The following is an 18497-nucleotide window of genomic DNA, read 5'->3' as shown; positions in this document are numbered from 1 at the left end:
GGGCGGAGATCGAACAATGAAGCGAAAATTCTTATGGTCCAGCGGTCTAGCCTTCGTGCTGATCGCGTGCGGGGGCAGCGCGCCCGGGGACGACGTAACGAGCTTCGAGGAGGGGGTTTCGCCTGCGGCGTCGTCGGCGGGCGCGTCGCCCGGCGATGTCTCGTCGCTGGCGCCGCGGCCGGCGCTCAATGTCGCGGTCACGCCGGAGCGCGGTGAGCTGTCGGCGGGTCTTGCGTTCCCCGCCTTGCCGTCGCGCGCGTCGTCCGCCGCGGAGGTCCTGCTGTCGTACGGGTCGGTACCCGCGGACTTCTCGGCGGGGTTCGGCGTGGGGTTCAGCCTGAGCGTGCCGTCGATCCAGATGACGACCGACTGGGGCGTGCCCTACCGCGCTCGCCTGAGCAGCTCGCAGGACGTGACGGCGCGCCTGTCGCTGGGCGCCGAGCGCCTCGTCTGGGTGAAGACGGATACGGTGAGCGGCAAGACGAGGATCGAGTACCGGCTCGACGCCTCCGAGACGACCGTTCGGCTCTACCGGTATCCGCAAGGCGGGACCGTGGCGATGCGCGACGCATCGGGCGCGCTACAGAATGTGGCGTTCACCGGGTTCGAGGTCGTGTATCCGGACGGCCGGCGGGAGATCTACAGCGAGGAGCCGACCGTCGCCGAGGGGGTGGCGGGCTCGTCGACGTTCTCCCCGACGCGGTGGCCGCTCGTGCACGCCATCTCGCCGACAGGCGACGCGGTGTCGTACGAGTACACGAAGGCGAGCGACCGGTCGTACCTCAAGAGCGTGCGGTTCGCCGGCGGGCGCTCGGTCTACACGCTGGAGTCGGTGCCGCGGCGCGAAGGGCGGGTGAGCCACCTGATGGGCTACCCGCAGGGGCCGGGGCAGCTGTACACGAAGCTCGTGGCGAGCTTCGACGGCGAGCCGATGTACACCTGGTGCTTCGTGCACGCGGTGCACGGCGAGAGCGGCCCGGAGATCGTGACGCACCCGGATTGCCAGGCGCTGGCGAGCGAAGACTTCGAGTCGGACCGGCAGCGCGTGGCGGCCTCGCTCAGCAGCGAGAGCAAGCTTCTGGGGGTGGTTCGGTTCGGGCGCAGCCAGGCGCCGTTCGACCGGTCGACGCCGGCAGAGCCGCTGATCCGGTTCCGGTACACGGCGTGGGGCGCCGACGACCTGTCCGGCCACGAGCTGGTCTATGACATGGACGTGCCGGACGTGTTCGGCTTCGGGCCGAGCGGCGGCTCGGAGCTGATGGACATCAACTCGGACGGCCTCGCGGACATCGTGCGGTATTCGGCGCGCGAGGGGACCAGCGTGCCGTCGTACAACGGCGGTGATCTCGCGGAGGCGAGCCTGTTCGCGACCAGCGGCGCGCCGCTCACGGTGGAGCGGACCGTCGGCGGCGTGTCGCGGAGCGACGTCCCGCGGTTCGACGCGGCGGCGCAGGCGACGAGCGTGTTCCTCCCCGGCGACTTCGACGCTGACGGTCGAACGGACCTTGTGCAGGCAACAGCGTCGGGGACGCGAACGGAGCTCGCGCACTATGCGGGCCGCGGGGAGCGGACGCGACCGTTCTCCGCGGCGACGAGCTCGACGGTGGTCGATGTCGAGCTGCCGCGGTTCGCGCGCGGCCGGACCCAGGCGATCGACCTCAACGCCGACGGCAAGGCGGACCTGCTCACCACGGTGGCCGGGTCGACGGACAGCACGTGGACGGCGTTCATCAACGTCACAGAGCCGGGCGCCAGCGCGCTGTCGTTCAAGCCGCTCGTGGGGCTGACCTTCCCGTTCCAGCAGGGCGCGGGGACGGAGCTCGACAACCCGGGCTATCGCTTCCTGGACGCGAACGGCGACGGGCTGACCGACTTCGCGGTCATCCGGTCGACCGGCGCCGGCGAGAAGGGCATTTGCATCTACGAGAACCAGGGCAAGGTGGTGGCATACCCGGCTGGCTCGTCCTCGGTGGCGAAGCTGACGGGAGGGCTGCTGTTCGGGGACGCGAGCGCGAACGACCCGGTGTGCGGGCAGGGCCGGTTCGTGTCGGTGCCTGATCGCGCGGCGAGCCAGAACATCAACGCCATGTGGCTGATCGACGTCAACGGAGACGGGGACATGGACCTGGTCAACGTGACGGCGGCCGCCAACGAGCTCGGCGTCTGGCTCGGACGAGGGCAGAAGGGCTTCGCCGCCGAGCGACGGATGCCTCTGGACGAAGGGGTGTCGGTCGATCCGGACAACAAGTGGAACACCCGGGTCCTCGATATCGACGCCGACGGCGCGGAGGAGATCCTCGTCTACGAGCCGAGCGCGGGCGGAGGCCGGCTCAAGGTCATCGACTTCAACCGACACGGGGTGAAGAACCTGATCGGCCCTGACCTCCTGTCGGAGGTGGAGGAGGGCCCGGGCCTGAAGCACGCGGTGCAGTACGCGACGAGCACGGATGAGTTGATCCGCGACGCGCGCCGCTTCGGCCGGAACGACGCGCGGGTGCGGGCGCTGCCGTATCCGGTGACGGTGGTGAAGCGGCACCTGACGGCGGTGGGCGCCGAGGCGCCGCGGGTGCGGGAGCTCCAGTACCACGCGCCGTACTTCAACGAGCGGGAGCGCGACTTCGCGGGCTTCGGGCAGTGCGAGGAGCTGGATGTTGGAGACGACAGCGCGGCGAGCGTCGTTCGCCGGCGCGTCTACCAGGTGGCGTCGGCGGCTGCGCCGGTGAGGCGCTTCTTCGCCGGCAAGCTGCGCACCGAGGAGTTCTTCGAGCCGCGGCTCTCGAGCGCGCAGGCGGCGCGGATCGCGGCGAGCGCGGGCGCGTGGCCGAGCGGCGTCGAGGCGGCGTCGCAGACGGCGGAGACCTGGAGCGAGGAGCCCTACGAGGTGGAGGCGCTGCACAGCGTGCACGAGGAGGCGTGGGCCCTTTTGCCCGCGGCGCCCGACCCGAAGACGCCGGCGTTCTTGCGACAGACCGGCACGCGCGACGTGCAGTGCAGCGGAGCGGGGTCGTGCGCCGAGGGGGCGACCGTGACGCAGACCAACACGTACGACACGACCTACAACCGGCTCGTCCGCCGGGAACAGTCGCTGGCCGCGGTCGCCGGGCCGAACGGGACGGAGCTGCCGGCGCGCCGCTACGTGAGCACATTCACGTACGACGCGGGCTGGGAGGCGCGCGGCGTGCTCACGGCGGTGCGGGAGCAGTCGCTGCTCGCGGGGCCATCGGGGCGCGTGCTGCAGAGGACGTCGTATGAATACGGGCCCGACGTGCCGCTGCCGGTGCGCGTGACCCAGCCTCTCCTCATCGACGCCGAGGCGCTCGCCTCATTGCCCGCGGCGGTGAGCGCGCCGCTCCTCTCGTCGCGCACCCAGGTGCATGCGTCGCGGTACGACGCCTTCGGCAACGTCGTGGAGACCTCGGACGAGCACGGGCTCCTGAGCAGGAACATCTATGACGCGACCGGCGTCTTGCTGGTCGAGAGGCAGAACGCCCTCGGGCACGCCGCGCAGTACTGCTACGGCACGGCGGGCTGCGCGCTTGCATCGCTCGCCCCGCCGTCCGAGGGGCTCGTCCCGGCGCGGAGCCTGTTGCCCACGCATGTCCGGACGCCGCAGGGCGACGTGGAGCTCACCGAGTACGACGCGCGCCATCGCCCCGTTCATCGGGTGCGCTCGAGCGGCGCGGAGGGCCGCTACGCCTACCGCGACGCTGGCGCGCATACCCCGGCGCTGGTTCACATCGCCGCTCGGCGCACGGCGGCCGACGCGGGGAGCGAGCCCGTCGAGCGCCTCGCCGCCTTCCGGGCGGATGGGCTCCCCGTCGGTCAAGCGGTGAAGCACGAGGAGGCAGGGGGCGCGCGGGTCGTCGCGTTCACCCGGCATGGGCGCCGCGGCGACCCGATCTTCGAGGCGCTCCCGTATTCGACCGCGGTGGGTATCGATACAGCCTTCGATGCCGGTCGATTCCCCTCGCCCGAGGGCGCGGCGCGCGGCACGAGCACGGCCTACGACGGGCTCGGGCGCGCCGTGGTCCGCACCGACGCCGCGGGGCTCGTCACGCGCATCGCACACCAGCCGTGGGGCCAGCGCGTCGAGGAGAACCGCGGCGGGAGCGATGCGCGCGTCGAGACGCGCCTCATGGTGGCGCGCGGCGACGAGGTCTACGCGATCGTCGACGAGCTCGGCCAGGTGCAACGCTACGAGCGCGACGAGCGCGGCAGCCTGCGTGCCGTCACGCTCGCGGGGGCCGGAGCCCCGCGCCGCATGGCCTACGACTCGGCGGGCAAGCTCGTGATGACGTCGCTCTCCGGCGGTCCCACGCGCCTGTGGGTCCGCGACACGCGCGGGCGGGCGACGGAGATGCGCACGTGGGATCGGGCGTTCGCGGCGTGGGAGAGCGTCGAGATGACCTACGACGCGCTCGACCGTCCGGCGGACATGTTCGCGTCATCCTCGTCGCGCCCGGAGGGCTGGGACGAGCGCTCCTTCCTCTACGATGGTCGAGAAGGCGAAGCGCCGCGCCCCGAGCTCATCGGGAAGCTCGTCGAGGCGACGACCTTCGACCGGATCAGCGGGCAGCGCGTCCAGGAGTCCTTCGCGTACGATCGCGATGGGCGGACGACGGCCCGGACGAAGTCCGTCGATGCCGGCGACGCGCGCCGCGACTACGAGGAGCAGTGGACGTACGACCTCGATGGGACGGTCGCCTCGTACCGCGATCCGTTCGGCAACACGCTGTCGTTCACGCGGACGCCCTCGGGCGAGCCGTCCTCCGTCGCCTGGTCGGCCGGCGATCGCGCGGCGGCGCCGCTCATGACGGACATCACCTATGATCCGCGCGGCCAGCTCGCGAGCTACCGCGTCCCGTCCACCCGCCTGCACCGGACGCTCGGCTATGATCCGAGCTCAGGGCTGCTCACGCACCTCAAGGCGTGCGTGGGCGAAGGGGCGGACCCCTGCGCGCTCGGGCCGCTGCAGGACGTGGCCTATGATCGCCGCGCCGATGGCCGTGTCGTCGCGGCGCGTGAGAGCGCTCCGGGCGCGGCGGGCTCCGGCGTCTCGTCGTACACCTACAGCGCGCGCGGCGAGCTGCTCGGCGCCTCGGTGGCGGGCGTGGCGCACACCTATGCGTATACGCCCGCTGGCCTGGTCGCGTCGCTCGGAGAGGGGGCGGAGGCACAGCCGTTCGTCGTCGAGGACGGGCGCGACGCGTTGCCGTTGCCCGAAGCGGGCCATGGTCAGCTCGACAGCTTTGGCCGGCTCACCGCGTTTGGGCGCCTCCGCAACGCCGAGTACGACCCCTGGGGCAGGCTCCGGCGGGTCGAGGTCGACGGCGGCGTCCTGGAATACGGCTACGATTCTGCCGGCGAGCGGCTCTCCAGGCGGCTGCTCCGCCGCGAGGGGGACATCGAGGTCCCCGGGTCGCTCGTGGTGTATCCCACGCGTGCGACGCGTGACGACGGCGTAGAGCGCCAGAGCCTCGTCCGCATCGGGGACCACCGCGCTGTGGTGCTCGTCGACGAGGCGCGCGTCCTCTCGCTCATCGACGACCAGCGCGGGGTCGTCCAGCGCGTGGTCGACGAGCGCGGCGAGACGGTCCTCACGGCCGACACGACGCCGTTCGGAGCGCTCGCGCGCGACATCCAGGCCGCCCCTCCGAGCCTGGGCAGCACCGAGCTCGTCCTCGCCTTCACCGGCCAGCTGCGCGATCCGGAGACCGGGCTCGTCCACATGGGCGCGCGCGACTACGTGCCAGCCATCGCGAGCTTCGCGACGCCGGATCCCTATGCGCTCGGCGACCCCGAGCTCTGCGCGAGGAGCCCGCTCGAGTGCCACCCCTACGCTTATGCGATCCACGACCCCGTCAACTTCGTCGACGAGTCGGGCTTCCTGGGGCAGTGGGTTAGCCGGCAGCGGCCCTCAGCGCGGCGGCAGCGGCAGCAGCAGCAGCAGCGGCAGGCGCTGCACCGGGAGATCCTCGACGCGATCGGCCCTGCGAGCGGGGTGCACACGAATCGTCCAGGCGAGATCCCCTACAGGAACCCGCCGGAGATGTACACCACGGATCCCGGACACCCGAGGGCGACGAGGTTCACGGGCTTCGATCAGCTGGACATCACCAGGACGTACCTGTGGGTCGTCAGCCCAGCTGGGCACTTCCACGTGGCGCCCGAACGGCAGGCAGGGTTCCTGCGGAATGACGGTCGAGAGCACAGCGTCAAGCACGGCGATCTGACGCCTGGCAACCGGGGGCTCACGCGTGGAGAAGCGCGCGCGGGTGGCGAGATCCGCCGTTATTACGATGAGACCTCCGAGTTCTGGCTGGTGGACCTTAACTCCAGTTATGCGTTCAACCGTACGGATGGCTTGAGGCTGGTCCAGGACAACCTGTCGGCCGTGCAAGAGCTCCTCGAGTTTCATGGAATCAATACGGAGGGTGTCCTCTTCTATGATCAGTCGTCGAATTAGCAGTGACGCATCGGCGGGAGGGCCGCGGCGCGCAGCGCATCTCGTGAAGGGAAGCGTGACAGGACGATGGAGTCCGTCATGGTCGACCGGATCGTCGATGGGCATGATCCCGCAAGAGCGCTCCGACGCGGGGCCGCGACAAGGCCGATCGTGAGCCACGGGATGTCATGAGCGTATCGCAGATGCGGCTTCGGTCCTCTCTTGCTTGAATTTCTCAGCGGGCGCATCGGCGCGAAAGGGGTCGCGCGTCGATGCGCCCGTGGGAGAGCCTGGTGGTTCACTCGCACGATAACGAGAACGGATGATTGATCGCAGGTCGCCAGTCCTCCGTGGTGACCATTCGCCCGAAGCGGCGGTCACGGCGAGCGCTGGAATCGCCGCGTGAGCGATTCGACGAGGAAGTCGCGGAACACCGCGACGCGATGAGGCAGGTATCGCGCGGACGGGTACACGAGGTGCAAGGGGGCGTCCGAGGCCATGTGCGACGGCAGCACGCGCACGAGGCGGCCCCGCGCGACCTCGTGGGCGCAGAGGATCATCGGGAGGAGGCCGACGCCGACGCCCGCCAGCACCGCGCGGCGCGCGAAGCTGAGCTCGTCGACGGCGAGCGGCCCCTCGACCTCCACCGTCTCCTCCCCCGCGGGCCCCGTGAGCCTCCACGCGGCGCGGTTCCGCGTCGCGCGGAAGAGGACGCACCGGTGCGCCGCCAGGTCGGCGAGGCTGCCGGGGGTCCCGGCGCGCTCGAGGTACCGCGGCGAGGCGTACAGCGCGTCCTCCACCTGACCGATCTTCCGCGCGATGAGCGAGCCGTCGCGCAGCGGCCCGGCCCGCAGCGCCAGGTCGAAGCCCTCCTCCACGAGATCCACGACGCGCCCGGTGAGGACGACGTCGACGCGGACGGCCGGGTGGCGCCGCACGAACCGGGCGACCACCGGCTCGAGCATGGCGACGCCGACGTCGACGGGCGCGGTGATCCGGATCGGGCCGCGCACCACCGACTGGAGGTCGGCCACCATCGCGGCGGCCTCCTCGAGGCTCGCGACGCCGCGCGACGCCCGCTCGTAGAACGCCGCGCCGGCCTCGGTGAGCCGCACGCTGCGCGTCGAGCGGTGCAGGAGGCGCGCCCCGAGCGCCTCCTCGAGCAGCGCGACCGAGCGGCTGATCGAGGACTTCGGCAGCCCGAGGACCCTGGCCGCCGCGGTGAAGCCCTGCTCATCGACGACGCGCACGAAGACGGCGATGCGGTTGAGGTCCATTGTTCGTCCCAGGAGAACAACCCGTTCTCGGACGCCTGTCTAGTGCATCCTCGAGCAACGACGCATGGTGGCTCCTGTGACGCACGGCGCGCGCCCCGGATGAGCCGGGCGCGGCGGGCCCCTCTTCACGAAGAAGGACGACGAGCCATGGACAACACGACCATCACCAGCACCCCGAGCGCGATTCCCTCCCAGGCCGCCCGGTGGACGATCGACGCGAGCCACTCGAGCGTCTCGTTCTCCGTACGCCACATGATGATCTCGAACGTGCGCGGCGAGTTCGCGGGCGTCGCCGGCGAGGTCACCTACGATCCGCGGCGCCCCGAGGCGTCGAAGGTCTCGGCGACGATCGACGCGGCGTCGATCCACACGCGCGAGGACAAGCGCGACGAGCACCTCCGGAGCGCCGACTTCTTCGACGTCGAGGCGCACCCGACGATCACCTTCGTCTCCAGGAGCGTCCGCCGCCGCGGCGAGGGGCTCGACATCGTCGGCGACCTGACGATCCGCGGCGTCTCGCGCGAGGTGACGCTCGCGGTGAGCGAGCTCTCGGGCGAGCACGGCGATCCGTACGGCAACCGCCGGCTGGGCGCGACCGCCACGACGAAGATCCGCCGCAGCGATTTCGGGATGAGCTTCAACGCGGTGCTCGAGACCGGCGGCGTCCTCGTGGGCGATGAGGTCTCGATCACGCTCGATATCCAGCTGATCAAGCAGGCGTGAGCGCCGGGGGGGCCGTCGCTCGGCCCCGCGCGGGCGCGCCGCGGCTCGGGGAGGCGCCCCTTCGCGCTCGCCACCATGGGGCTCCGGGCGGCCCAGGACGACAACCCCGTGGTGCTCGTCTGGGGCAACGTCCTCGCGGGCCTCACGCCCGCGCGTCCCGTCTCGCGCGCAGGGTGGCTTGGCGACGAGCCTCCGCTATTGCATCCAGGCCTGCGCGAGCTCGAGCAAGCGCGCGTGGGCGGGCACCGCGTGAAGGAAACCGCGCCGGAGCGCGGGATCCGGGATCTCGTCCGCCTGAGCGAGCAGCGTGGCGCGCACCGACGCGAGCGTCGCGCGCGCCTCCTCGGTCGCGCCGGCGGCGTGGAGCGCCTCGACGTGGACGAGCGCGTAATCGTCGAGGATCAGGTACTCCGGCCCGTAGGCCCGGGCGCACGCCGCGGCGCTCTCCCGCGCCAGCGCCGCGGCCTCGGCGGCGCGGCCCTGTGCGAGCCGGACCCGGGCGAGCTCGATCAAACGCCAGATGTTCTCGGCCATGCTCGCCTCCCCCCGCTCGAGTCCCTCGAGCGCCTCGCGCTCCGCCGCGGCGAGATCCCCGAGGCCGCAGAGGACCCGCACGAGCGTGAGGCGCACCTGCACCGCAAAACCCCACCCTGCCCGCGCCTGCGTCACCGCGCGCAGGTCCGCGAGCGCCTCGTTGTGCGCGCCGCGCGAAACACGCACGCTCGCGCGCTGCAGCAAGGCGAGCTGCGCGTTGAGCTCGCTCCCGGAGGCCCCCTCACGGACGAGAGGGCTCAGCATCTCCTCGGCGTCGTCATAGGCCCCAAAACGGCTGCACGCGAAGGCCCTGAACGCGCGCGCGCTCTCCGCGAACTGGCGATGTCCCGACGCTTCGAGCGCGGCCACGGCCTCCCCGAACCGCCTGTACGCCTTCCAGGGGGACGGGCGCCGAACGCCGGCGTCCATCGCGCTGCCGAAGGAGCGCCAGCCGGACACCGCCGGATCCCGGCCGCCGAGCGCCTCGTCGAGCTGCCGGAGGCGCCCGAGGTGCGCGTCGGCCAGCTCGACCTGCGCCGTGTGCATCAGCAGGAGGGAGTACCGGTGGAACAGCATGGCGGCGAACGAGCCGGCGACCTCCGGGTCGGGCTCGATCGCGAGCAGCTCCCCGTCGCGCAGGCCGAGCTGCTCGAACGGACGGTCCAGCATCATCGAGGTCATGAGCTGCCCGGCGATCGCGCGGCAGAACACCCGGCCCCCCGGCCGGGCGAGCTGCCGGGCCTGGTCGAGGAAGGCGACGGCATGCTCCAGGTCACCCGCCCACAACGTCGCCTCGCCCTGCGTCGCGCGCAGCGCCGCGAGGAGCTCGCCCTCGACGCCGCAGCGCACGCCGCGCTCGGCGACCTCCATCGCCCCCTCGGGGCAGCCCCCGCGCAGCAGGCGCTCGGCGGCCTGGGCGTAGCAGGCGGCGGCGCGGCCGAGCTCTCCGCCACGCTCGAGGTGCTCGGCGAGCACCGCCGGGTCGCTCTCGCCGGCGGCCTCTAGCCACGCCGCCGCGAGCTTGTGCCCGCGCGCGCGGTCGGCGTCGGTCAGGCTCGCGTAGGCGCCCTCGCGCAGCAGGGCGTGGCGGAAGGCGAGCTCCTCCTCGCCCGGGAAGCGGCTGTCGTCTCGGCGCGCGAGGATCTCCTCATCGACGAGCGCCGCGAGCGCTGCGGCCGCAACGCCGGTCGACGGATCGCCCCCGAGCACGCGGCGCAAGCCGCCCGACCAGAAGACCTCGCCGAACACGCTGGCGGCGCGCAGCACGCGCCGCGCAGCCGGGTCGAGCGCGACGAGCCGGGCCTGCACCATGGCCAGCACGGTCTCGGGCAGCGCCTTGCCCTGCCCCTCGGCGGCGGCGCGGATCAGCTCCTCCAGGTAGAAGGCGTTTCCGGCGGCGCGCTCGACGAGCGCCGCGACCTGCGGCGCGCCCGCGGCGTCGCCGAGCGCGTGCCGGACGAGGCGCTCGGCGGCGCGGGGCAGGAGCGCGCCGAGCCGGATCTCGAGCGTGCTGCGATCGGCCCAGAGCCCGGGAAAGCGCTCGCGGACCTCGGGCCGCGCGAGCGCGACGACGAAGACCGGCCGATCGGCGAGGCGGGCGAGGGCCTGGTCGACGAGGCGCACCGAGGGGCCGTCGCCCCAGTGCAGATCCTCCATCACCAGGCAGAGCGGCGCCGCGTCGGCCTCGGCCTTGACGAAGTCGGCGAACGCGCGGCCGATCTGCTCGCCCATGAGCTGCGCGCTCTGGCGGGCGGCGCGCAGCGGCGGGCTCTCCTCGTCCGGGAACGGCACGCCCGCGATCTCGCCGAGGAACTCCGCGACGCGGCGCTGGTCCGGCCCGGCCACGCGCCGCGCGACCCGCGCCGCGAGCAGCGCCCTGCGCTCCGGCAGCGGCGCGCCCGCCGGGGCGCCCGCCGCGCTGCGAACGGCCGAGCCAAGCACGCCGAAGGGGGCGCCCTCGCCGACAACGTCGCCGCGGCCGATCCAGATCTCCACGCCCGGCTTGAGCGCGCGGAGCCGCCGGAGCGCCTCGTCGCGCAGCCGCGATTTGCCGATGCCCGGGGGTCCGGTGACGAGCACCGCGCGGGCGAGCCGCTCCGCGGTGCACTCCTCGAACAGGTCGATGATCGTCCGGAGCTCGCGATCCCGCCCGACGCAGGGGCTCGGCCGGCCGAGCAGGGTGCGCGCGCCCTCGCCGATCTCGCGCTCACCCAGGAGCTCCCAGCCGAGCGGGCCGCACGCCACCTCGAAGCGCGTGTCGAGCAGCGACTGCGTGACGTCGTCGAGGCGGGCGGCGCCCGCGTGCGGCGGCCCGCTCGCGAGCAGGGTCGCGGCGCGGTCGAGCAGCCTGCCCACGGGCAGCCGGCCGCTGATGTCGGCGGTGCCGGTGACGACCGCGATGCTCCCGCCCCTCGGCTCCTGCCGCTCCTGGCTCCCCGCGAGCAACGGGCCGAGCAAGAGCGCGCAGCGGGCCGCGCGCGCCGCCTGGTCGGTCGCGCTCCCGACCCCCTGCAGGGTCAGGAGCAGTGCCCCGTTCGCCAGCTGGTCCACGCGTGCGCCGAGGTGGAAGAGCGCGGCCTGGATCCGCGAGCGTTGCTCCTCGTTCAGGTCGGCGGGCAGCGTGTCATCGAGCACCACGCCCGAGGCTCCCTCGGGCATGGCGACGACGACCGAGAGCACGCGTTGCTCGCCGCCGGTAATCGCTTCCTCGGTGACGCGCCGGGTGATCGCGTCGCCGGGGGACGGCGGCGCCGAGAGGTCTGCCCCGAGCTCGCCGATGTCGCGGAGCGCGGCGGCCGCCGCGGCGGCGTCGGCGGGCCGCGCCGCCGGGTCCTTCGCAAGCATGCGCGCAACCAGGACGTCGAGCGCGGGGGGAATATCGCCGCGGAGCTCGCGGACGCGCGGCGGCTCCTCGAGCAAGAGCCGCGCGAGCAGCGCCATGACGTTCTGGCCCATGAAGGCGGGCCGCCCCGTGAGGCACTCGAAGAGCACGGCGCCCAGGGAGAAGACGTCGGTGCGAGAGTCCGTCGGCTCCCCCGCGGCCTGCTCGGGGGCCATGTACCCGGGCGTGCCCAGGATGGCGCCGGGCGCCGTGAACGCCCGCGAGGTGCCGCCGAGGCGCGCGATGCCGAAGTCGAGCAGCTTGACGCGCCGCGGATCGCCGCCGACGAGGAAGAGGTTGGAGGGCTTGATGTCGCGATGGACGACGCCGCGCGCGTGGGCGGCGGCGAGCGCGTCGGCCGCGGCGACCATCGCCGCGACGCTCTCGCCGACGCTGAGCCCCGCGCGGCCAAGCCGCGCCGAGAGGTCCTCGCCGTCGAGCCACTCCATGGCGAGCCAGCGCTGCCCTGCGGCGGTGACGTCGTGCGCGATGCAGCGGACGACGCCCGGGTGGTCGAGCTCGGCGACGATCCGGGCTTCGCGGGCGAAGCGCGCCTGGTCCCGGGGATCGCACGCGTTCAGGAGCTTGAGCGCGACCGGAGCCCCCTCGGCGCGATCGAGGGCCCTGTATACCGTCCCCATGCCGCCGGCCCCGGCCAGGCGCTCGATGACGAAGCGGTTCGCGAGGACATCGCCGGGCTGCACCGCGTCAGCATGCCCGAACGGCGCGGCGGGCGGGAGGGACATCCTCGGCAACCGGGAAAAGCCGCACGCCGCTCTCGCTTCACGACAGCGCGGTCGATGAGTGGATGTCCCGGCGACCGACGGGCCCAGCTCGACGTCGAAGAGCGCTGCAGCCGGCGCCCTTCAGCGCGACGTCACGGGAATGCGCGCGACGCCCCCTGCGTCGAGCCAGGCCGCGAGCGTCTTCAGCCCCGGGTGAATCGCCCGGAGCGAGGGGATGTCGACGTCGACGCGGAGCCGGATCGCGACCTCGACGACGCGCTCGATCAAGGGATTCTGGCGCAGCGCCTCGGCCGGAACCGTCGCATACGCGAGCGCCCGCCCCGTCGCGCGCCCGAGCGCGGCCGCCACCTCCTCGCCCGTGAGCACGTCGCCCGCGAGCTCGAGGGTGCGGCCCGCGAAGGTGTCCGGCGCCGCGAAGACCGCGGCCGCGATCGCGCCGATGTCGTCGGCCGCGATGAAGGGGATACGATGCCCCGGCGGGTAGAGGAACGTGAACGCGCCCGGCGTCGCGTAAAAGTTCGGCTGCGTGAGCAGCTCGAAGAACGCCCCGGGGCGCAGGATGGTGAAGGGCACGTCGAGCGAGCGGACGTACGCCTCGATCTGCCACTTGCTCTCGAAGTGGCCGACGCCCGTGCCCGGCACGAGGCCGGCCATCGAGGTGTACACGAGGTGCCGGACCCCCGCCGCGCGCGCGGCGTCGGCGACGTTCTTGCCGAAGCGCAGCTCGTCGTCCGAGGTGACGCCATACTGGGGCTGCCCCTCGCTCGGCTGTACGCTGAAGACGGCGTCCGCCCCGCGGGCCGCAGCCTCGAGCGAGGCGCGATCGCCGAGGTCGCCGCCCACGACGTCGGCCCCGAGCCGGCGCAGCGCCGCGGCGGGCTCGCCGCTCGGGTCCCTGACGAGCGCCCGGACGCGGACGCCGCGCGAGAGCAGCGCTCGCGCGGCGCCGCCGCCCTGCTGTCCCGTGGCGCCCGTGACGAGGACGAGCCTCTCCTTGTTCGTTGTCATGACGAGCTCTCCCTTCGCAGGTGGGTGGCGGGCCTGCGGCGCCCCGGCGCCGGCAGCCCGCGCACGTCACGATAAGGGCTCGATAACGGACGGGCAGCGTTGTAACGTCCATAAAAATGGTTCGATCGTCCAGCAGAGAGGACGCATGGACATCCTGACGGAGACGCTGCGCAGCGTGCAGCTGCGGAGCCAGATCTACGGGCGGCTCGAGATGAAGGCGCCCTGGGGCATGCGGGTCGACGGGCACGACGTGACGACCTTTTACGCCCTCTCGCGGGGCGGGTGCGTGCTCGACGTGGGCGGGCGCCGGCTGACGCTGGCGCCCGGCGATGTCGTCTTCCTGCGCGCCCGGCTCGCGCACGCGCTGCGCGATCGCCCAGGCTCGCGCGCCGTCTCGGCCGAGGAGGTGTACGCCCAGCGCGGGGGCCGCTGCGGCGGCATCGTGCACTACGGCGGCGAGGGGGCGCCGACGACGATCGTGGCCGGCGGCCTCCACTTCACCGACGCGCGCCTGAACCCGCTCGTCGCGAGCCTCCCCGAGCTCATGCACGTGAAGGGCGACGGCGGCGTCGCGACGCGATGGCTGGAGTCCACCCTGCAGTTCGTCGCCGCCGAGATGGACGCGGAGCTGCCCGGCCACGAGCTGGTCGCGGGCCGCCTGGCCGACGTGCTGTTCGTGCAGGCGCTGCGCACCCACGTCGCGGGCGTCACGTGCGAGGAGGCGGGGTGGCTGCGGGCCCTCTGGGATCCGACGCTCGGCGTCGCCTTGCAGCGGATGCACGAGCGGCCCGCCGACCCGTGGACGGTCGAGGCGCTCGCGCGCGCCGCGGGCGTATCGCGCTCGGCCTTCGCCGCCCGCTTCAAGGGGATGCTCGGCCTCGCGCCGCTCGAGTACCTGACGCGCTGGCGCATGCACCGCGCCGCCGACATGCTCGCCGACGAAGCAGCGAGCACCGCGGCGGTGGCGAGCGCGGTCGGCTACGACACCGACGGCGCGTTCGTGAAGGCCTTCAAGCGCCACGTGGGCGAGACCCCGGGCGCCTACCGGCGCAAGGCGCGCGCCCGGGAGAGCCGCTAGCTCTGCCCGCCAGGAGTCCGGCCAGGGATCCGGAGAGAGAGCTCGACGCAAAGGCGCAAAGGCGCAAAAGAACCGACGCCGCCGAGGTGCTTGGGCCCACCGAGGGACGAGCGAAGGCCCGCCTGGCGGACGCGCTGCGCGCGGTGCGCCCGCTGCTCAGCTGAGGTTGAGATGCCACGCGAGGAGGGGATCCCGCGCGCATGCGGATCGGACGACATCCGCCATGAGGGCCGCGTTCTGAGCAGGCCAGACGATGCCGAGCTCGTAGGGGACACCACCGACCTCGATCGCCAGTCCACTTCCGTGGAAGATGCCGCCCAGCAATCCGGCCTTGGATGCTGCATTGGTGATGATGGCGATCACCGGATAGCCACGGTGGTGGGAATGGAGAACGCCCCCGGCCGTCAGGAGCCGGGTCAGCTGCCTGGCCCGGTGGGGCTTCTCCACGTAGAGCCAGTCCACCTCGACGAGATCCTCGCGCCGGAGGTCGGTCCTCCCTGTCAGGCCACGCACGTCGGTACGCTGCCACACGTCGGGGATCACCCTCTCAAAGACGAAGGGGGCGCTGGAGGCACGCATGATGCTCATCATCCCGACGGCGCGCCTCGAGCTCCCGTCCACCGCCTCGACCAGCAGGAAGTCGCTGCGGTCGAAGTCGGACTCGACGAGCTCCAGAGGGTCGTCGATCTCCGCCATGAACTGTTCCTGTAAGCAACGAATGGCCGGCTTGTCGGCCACGCCTGCCAGCCGGATGATGTACTGTGTCATGTTGCCCCTTGTGCGACGAGAAATTCGAGACGCGATCCGACCGTCGTTGTCCTCACAGCGGCCCTCCCACGTACAGCCACGCCGCGCGCTGGTTGCCATAGAGAGGCCGATGCGAGCCCGCCCTCCTGAAAGAAAAGATGACGCATGGCTCGGTGACAGCACCTGAAAGGCGCATCTCCCCGCCACAGCCAGTACAGGAGACGATGTCGATCGGACATGGTCTGCTGCAAGGGCCGTGCCCACGGACCCCGTGACGGACATCGACCTGCGCCGTCGGGGCGATCCGAAATGCGGCGGCGAGGTGAAATCCGCGACCGTGACCGCGAGCCGTCCTGCATTGGACCAGAGCGATCGGACCGGGATCGCTCCCTCCGGGACGGGGCTCGATCAGCGACGTGGCAGCCGCCTCCCCGAGCGTGAGCGCGAGCGCGGAAATGGACGAGCGCGCTGCCAAGCCTGCTCGGCCCTAGCGCGCCTGCAGGGCCTCTCGTCGGGCACATCGCCACCTGAGACGTGGCACGCGGGCACGTGGCACGTCGCCATGTGCCACGTCTCAGGTGTCACGTGCCCTTCCTTCGTTCCCGCGCCGAAATCGGGGCCGTTGGTGGCTCGGGAGCATGACGGCGCGGCACGAGGTGAGGCCACCCTCCCGTGACGCCCAGGCGCGCGCGCTGAGCTTCGATGTTCGCTGCGCGCCGCGAGGCGCGAGCGGTCCCTCCAGCGAAGATGCGCCCCGCCCCTCTCCGCACGTCATACCCAGCTGCCGGCGCCACGCAGGCGACGAGATGCCTTCCCCCAGACGGCACGGCCTGGCACATGCATTGCAGTGCCTTGCGTCGAACCCATGTACTCGGTCAAGAGACACAAGTTCTCGAGAGACATACTTAAAGACGTCAGGGCCTGCTACGCGGCGGACAACTGGCATGGTCCCCTGGAGATCGTCAGGCACTGGCTGTTCATTTCATTTTGGATTTGGTTCTCCTGCTGGTCGTGGCGGCATCTGCCTCTGGCGCTGGGCGCCGCGTCGTACCTCGTCGCGATCTTCTTCATCGGCGGGCGGCAGCGCGCGTTGGCAGGCGTGCTCCATCAGGCCTGCCACGGCACGCTCATGTCGAACACCAAGATAGGCTCCATCATCGGAGCGGCGTTCGCCGGACATCCCGTGCTCCAGAGCTACACCGGGTACCGCCTCTCCCACGTGGTCAACCATCACGGTCGTTTCGGCGACCCCCAGCGAGATCCCGACTACCTCCAGTACCAGCGCATCGGACTGTGCGGGCAAAACCTCCAGCGCGCAAAGCTGCGCGACTATCTGATGAGCCTGGCCGGCCCACGCTCGACGTTGTCCTATATCGCGTACCTGATTCGACATAGGATCTTGCACAAGGAAGAAGCGACCTGGGAGCGCTACGTCAGGCTCGTCGGCCTCCTGACGATCGTCGCCGGCGCCGCGGCCACGGGGTGGCTCGGCGTGCTCGTGGCGTACTGGATGGTCCCGCTGGTCACCACGCAGATCTGGATAGGCGCGGTCGCAGAGCTGCTCGAGCACTATCCGCTGATCGAAACCGCGTCACGCGTCGACATACGCATGACATGGAACCGAGATTACGGACCAGCCGAGCGTCTCCTGCTCGGAGAGGAGGAGGGCGAAGGATACCATCTGGTTCATCACCTCTTCCCCCGGGTCCCCCTCTGGCGCTTGAAGGAAGTGCACACGATCTTGAGGAGGGATCCCGAATACGCCGAGCTGAAGCGTCCGAAGGGTCTGGCCGCGCTCTCCACCGTCTTCGCGTCGCTGCCCGAGCCGGAGATGGAACGATCCATCGCGAGCGCCTGACCGAGCGGGCGACCGGGCGCTCGCGTCGAACGAGCGACGCGGGGGCGCGCAGGCAGCGCGCCCGGGCGAGCGCTCAACAACGATTGCACACTTCACAGGACCGAGAGCAGAACCATGCTTACGAACAAGAACATCAGCGTCGAAGTGCACAACGAGTGGGATCCGCTGGAAGAGGTGATCGTCGGCAGCGCGAAGTTCGCACAGCTGCCCTACCTCGACCACGGGATGAACGCGATCGAGCCCGGCACGCGGCACATCCTCGAATCGACCCAGGACCGAAGGTTCCCGGCCAAGGTGATCGAGGAGACGGAAGAAGATCTCGCGCGCTTCATCGAGATACTGGACAGGCTGGGGATCGTCGTCCGAAGGCCAAAGCCGATCGACTTCTCTGGCCTCGTCCGAACGCCGTTCTGGGAATCAGAGCACTACTTTCCGTACTGCCCGCGAGACGTCCTGCTCGCGATCGGCGACACGGTCATCGAGTCACCGAACCCGTTCCGTTCGCGGTACTTCGAGTCCATGGCCTACCGCGACATCATCGTCGGCTACTTGAAGCACGGCTCGCGCTGGCTGTCGGCGCCGAAGCCGTCGCTGAGGGATGAGCTCTACGAGACCAGCAACCCTGCTCAGCCGACCCTGCGAGAGATAGAGCCCGCCTTCGACGCTGCCAACGTGCTCCGCCTCGGGCGCGACATCATCTACCTCGTGTCATCCACCGGCAACGAGCTGGGCGCACGGTGGCTGCAGAGCGTGCTCGGGCCGGAATACCGCGTCCATCCCTGCCGCGATCTCTATTGCGGATCGCATATCGACACCACCCTGGCGCCCATACGCCCTGGCCTCGTGCTGATCAACCCAGAGCGCGTCAACAAGGACAACCTTCCGGCACCGCTCAGGGAGTGGGAGATCATCGAAGCTCCCGAGATGGAGGTCGTGCACTACTCGGATCTTGCGCCGAGCGCGTCGATCTGGCTTGGGATCAACCTGCTGATGCTCAGCCCGCACCTGGCCGTCGTGGACGCAGATCAGACACGCCTGATCCGCCTGCTCGAACGGCACCGCGTGGAGGTGATCCCGCTCCGGCTGCGCCATGGCCGCACCCTCGGCGGGGGCTTTCACTGCGTCACGCTGGACGTCCGACGTCGAGGAAAGCTGGAATCGTATTGCGAATGAAGCGCTGCGGCGCGACGCCCGGCTTCG

General features: G+C 71.4%; 9 protein-coding genes. 5 read left to right on the top strand and 4 right to left on the bottom strand.

The window, feature by feature from the left end; all coding sequences use genetic code 11:
* Positions 1-16: 16 nt before the first annotated feature.
* The gene (locus tag WME83_RS05280) at positions 17-6466 is read left to right on the top strand and encodes a toxin TcdB middle/N-terminal domain-containing protein (protein ID WP_437318160.1); all 6450 of its coding nucleotides are present in this window, start codon (positions 17-19) and stop codon (positions 6464-6466) included.
* 356 nt (positions 6467-6822) lie between these two features.
* On the opposite strand, the gene WME83_RS05275 is transcribed toward WME83_RS05280, so the two are convergent.
* Complete coding sequence (locus WME83_RS05275) at positions 6823-7722, bottom strand: LysR family transcriptional regulator (protein ID WP_437318159.1); 900 nt, start codon at positions 7720-7722, stop codon at positions 6823-6825.
* Positions 7723-7869: 147 nt separating this feature from the next.
* Here WME83_RS05275 and WME83_RS05270 point away from each other — a divergent pair, with 147 nt between their 5' ends.
* Positions 7870-8445, top strand: a complete 576-nt coding sequence (locus WME83_RS05270; RefSeq protein ID WP_437318158.1) for a YceI family protein — start codon at positions 7870-7872, stop codon at positions 8443-8445.
* 195 nt (positions 8446-8640) lie between these two features.
* Here WME83_RS05270 and WME83_RS05265 read toward each other — a convergent pair whose 3' ends face one another.
* Together WME83_RS05265 and WME83_RS05260 are read right to left on the bottom strand one after the other, a co-directional pair.
* Positions 8641-12606: a serine/threonine-protein kinase gene (locus WME83_RS05265; protein WP_437318157.1), complete on the bottom strand. Its 3966-nt coding sequence runs from the start codon at positions 12604-12606 to the stop codon at positions 8641-8643.
* Between the two features lie 120 nt (positions 12607-12726).
* Complete coding sequence (locus tag WME83_RS05260; protein WP_437318156.1) at positions 12727-13614, bottom strand: NmrA family NAD(P)-binding protein; 888 nt, start codon at positions 13612-13614, stop codon at positions 12727-12729.
* A gap of 145 nt (positions 13615-13759) precedes the next feature.
* On the opposite strand from WME83_RS05260, the gene WME83_RS05255 reads away from it, so the two are divergent.
* The gene (locus tag WME83_RS05255) at positions 13760-14692 is read left to right on the top strand and encodes an AraC family transcriptional regulator (RefSeq protein ID WP_437318155.1); all 933 of its coding nucleotides are present in this window, start codon (positions 13760-13762) and stop codon (positions 14690-14692) included.
* Positions 14693-14848: 156 nt separating this feature from the next.
* On the opposite strand, the gene WME83_RS05250 is transcribed toward WME83_RS05255, so the two are convergent.
* Positions 14849-15460, bottom strand: coding sequence for a hypothetical protein (locus tag WME83_RS05250; RefSeq protein WP_437318154.1), 612 nt, complete (start codon positions 15458-15460; stop codon positions 14849-14851).
* 844 nt (positions 15461-16304) lie between these two features.
* On the opposite strand from WME83_RS05250, the gene WME83_RS05245 reads away from it, so the two are divergent.
* Together WME83_RS05245 and WME83_RS05240 are read left to right on the top strand one after the other, a co-directional pair.
* Positions 16305-17297 (top strand): fatty acid desaturase family protein, encoded by a 993-nt coding sequence (locus WME83_RS05245; protein WP_437318153.1) that lies wholly within the window; start codon positions 16305-16307, stop codon positions 17295-17297.
* 114 nt (positions 17298-17411) lie between these two features.
* Complete coding sequence (locus WME83_RS05240) at positions 17412-18470, top strand: inosamine-phosphate amidinotransferase 1 (protein WP_437318152.1); 1059 nt, start codon at positions 17412-17414, stop codon at positions 18468-18470.
* The last annotated feature ends 27 nt before the right edge of the window (positions 18471-18497 follow it).

This window comes from Sorangium sp. So ce385 (assembly GCF_051474135.1).
Classification (GTDB): Bacteria; Myxococcota_A; Polyangia; order Polyangiales; family Polyangiaceae; genus Sorangium; species Sorangium cellulosum_D.
The sequence above is the reverse complement of the archived record's forward strand: the minus strand, read 5'-3'. Positions and strand labels throughout refer to the sequence as shown.

Bases quoted from the DNA above. Each gene is read 5' to 3' on its own strand.
- WME83_RS05280 (WP_437318160.1), top strand. From the start codon at position 17: ATGAAGCGAAAATTCTTATGGTCCAGCGGTCTAGCCTTCGTGCTGATC.
- WME83_RS05270 (WP_437318158.1), top strand. From the start codon at position 7,870: ATGGACAACACGACCATCACCAGCACCCCGAGCGCGATTCCCTCCCAG.
- WME83_RS05260 (WP_437318156.1), bottom strand. From the start codon at position 13,614: ATGACAACGAACAAGGAGAGGCTCGTCCTCGTCACGGGCGCCACGGGA.
- WME83_RS05250 (WP_437318154.1), bottom strand. From the start codon at position 15,460: ATGACACAGTACATCATCCGGCTGGCAGGCGTGGCCGACAAGCCGGCC.
- WME83_RS05255 (WP_437318155.1), top strand. From the start codon at position 13,760: ATGGACATCCTGACGGAGACGCTGCGCAGCGTGCAGCTGCGGAGCCAG.
- WME83_RS05275 (WP_437318159.1), bottom strand. From the start codon at position 7,722: ATGGACCTCAACCGCATCGCCGTCTTCGTGCGCGTCGTCGATGAGCAG.
- WME83_RS05245 (WP_437318153.1), top strand. From the start codon at position 16,305: ATGTACTCGGTCAAGAGACACAAGTTCTCGAGAGACATACTTAAAGAC.
- WME83_RS05265 (WP_437318157.1), bottom strand. From the start codon at position 12,606: ATGTCCCTCCCGCCCGCCGCGCCGTTCGGGCATGCTGACGCGGTGCAG.
- WME83_RS05240 (WP_437318152.1), top strand. From the start codon at position 17,412: ATGCTTACGAACAAGAACATCAGCGTCGAAGTGCACAACGAGTGGGAT.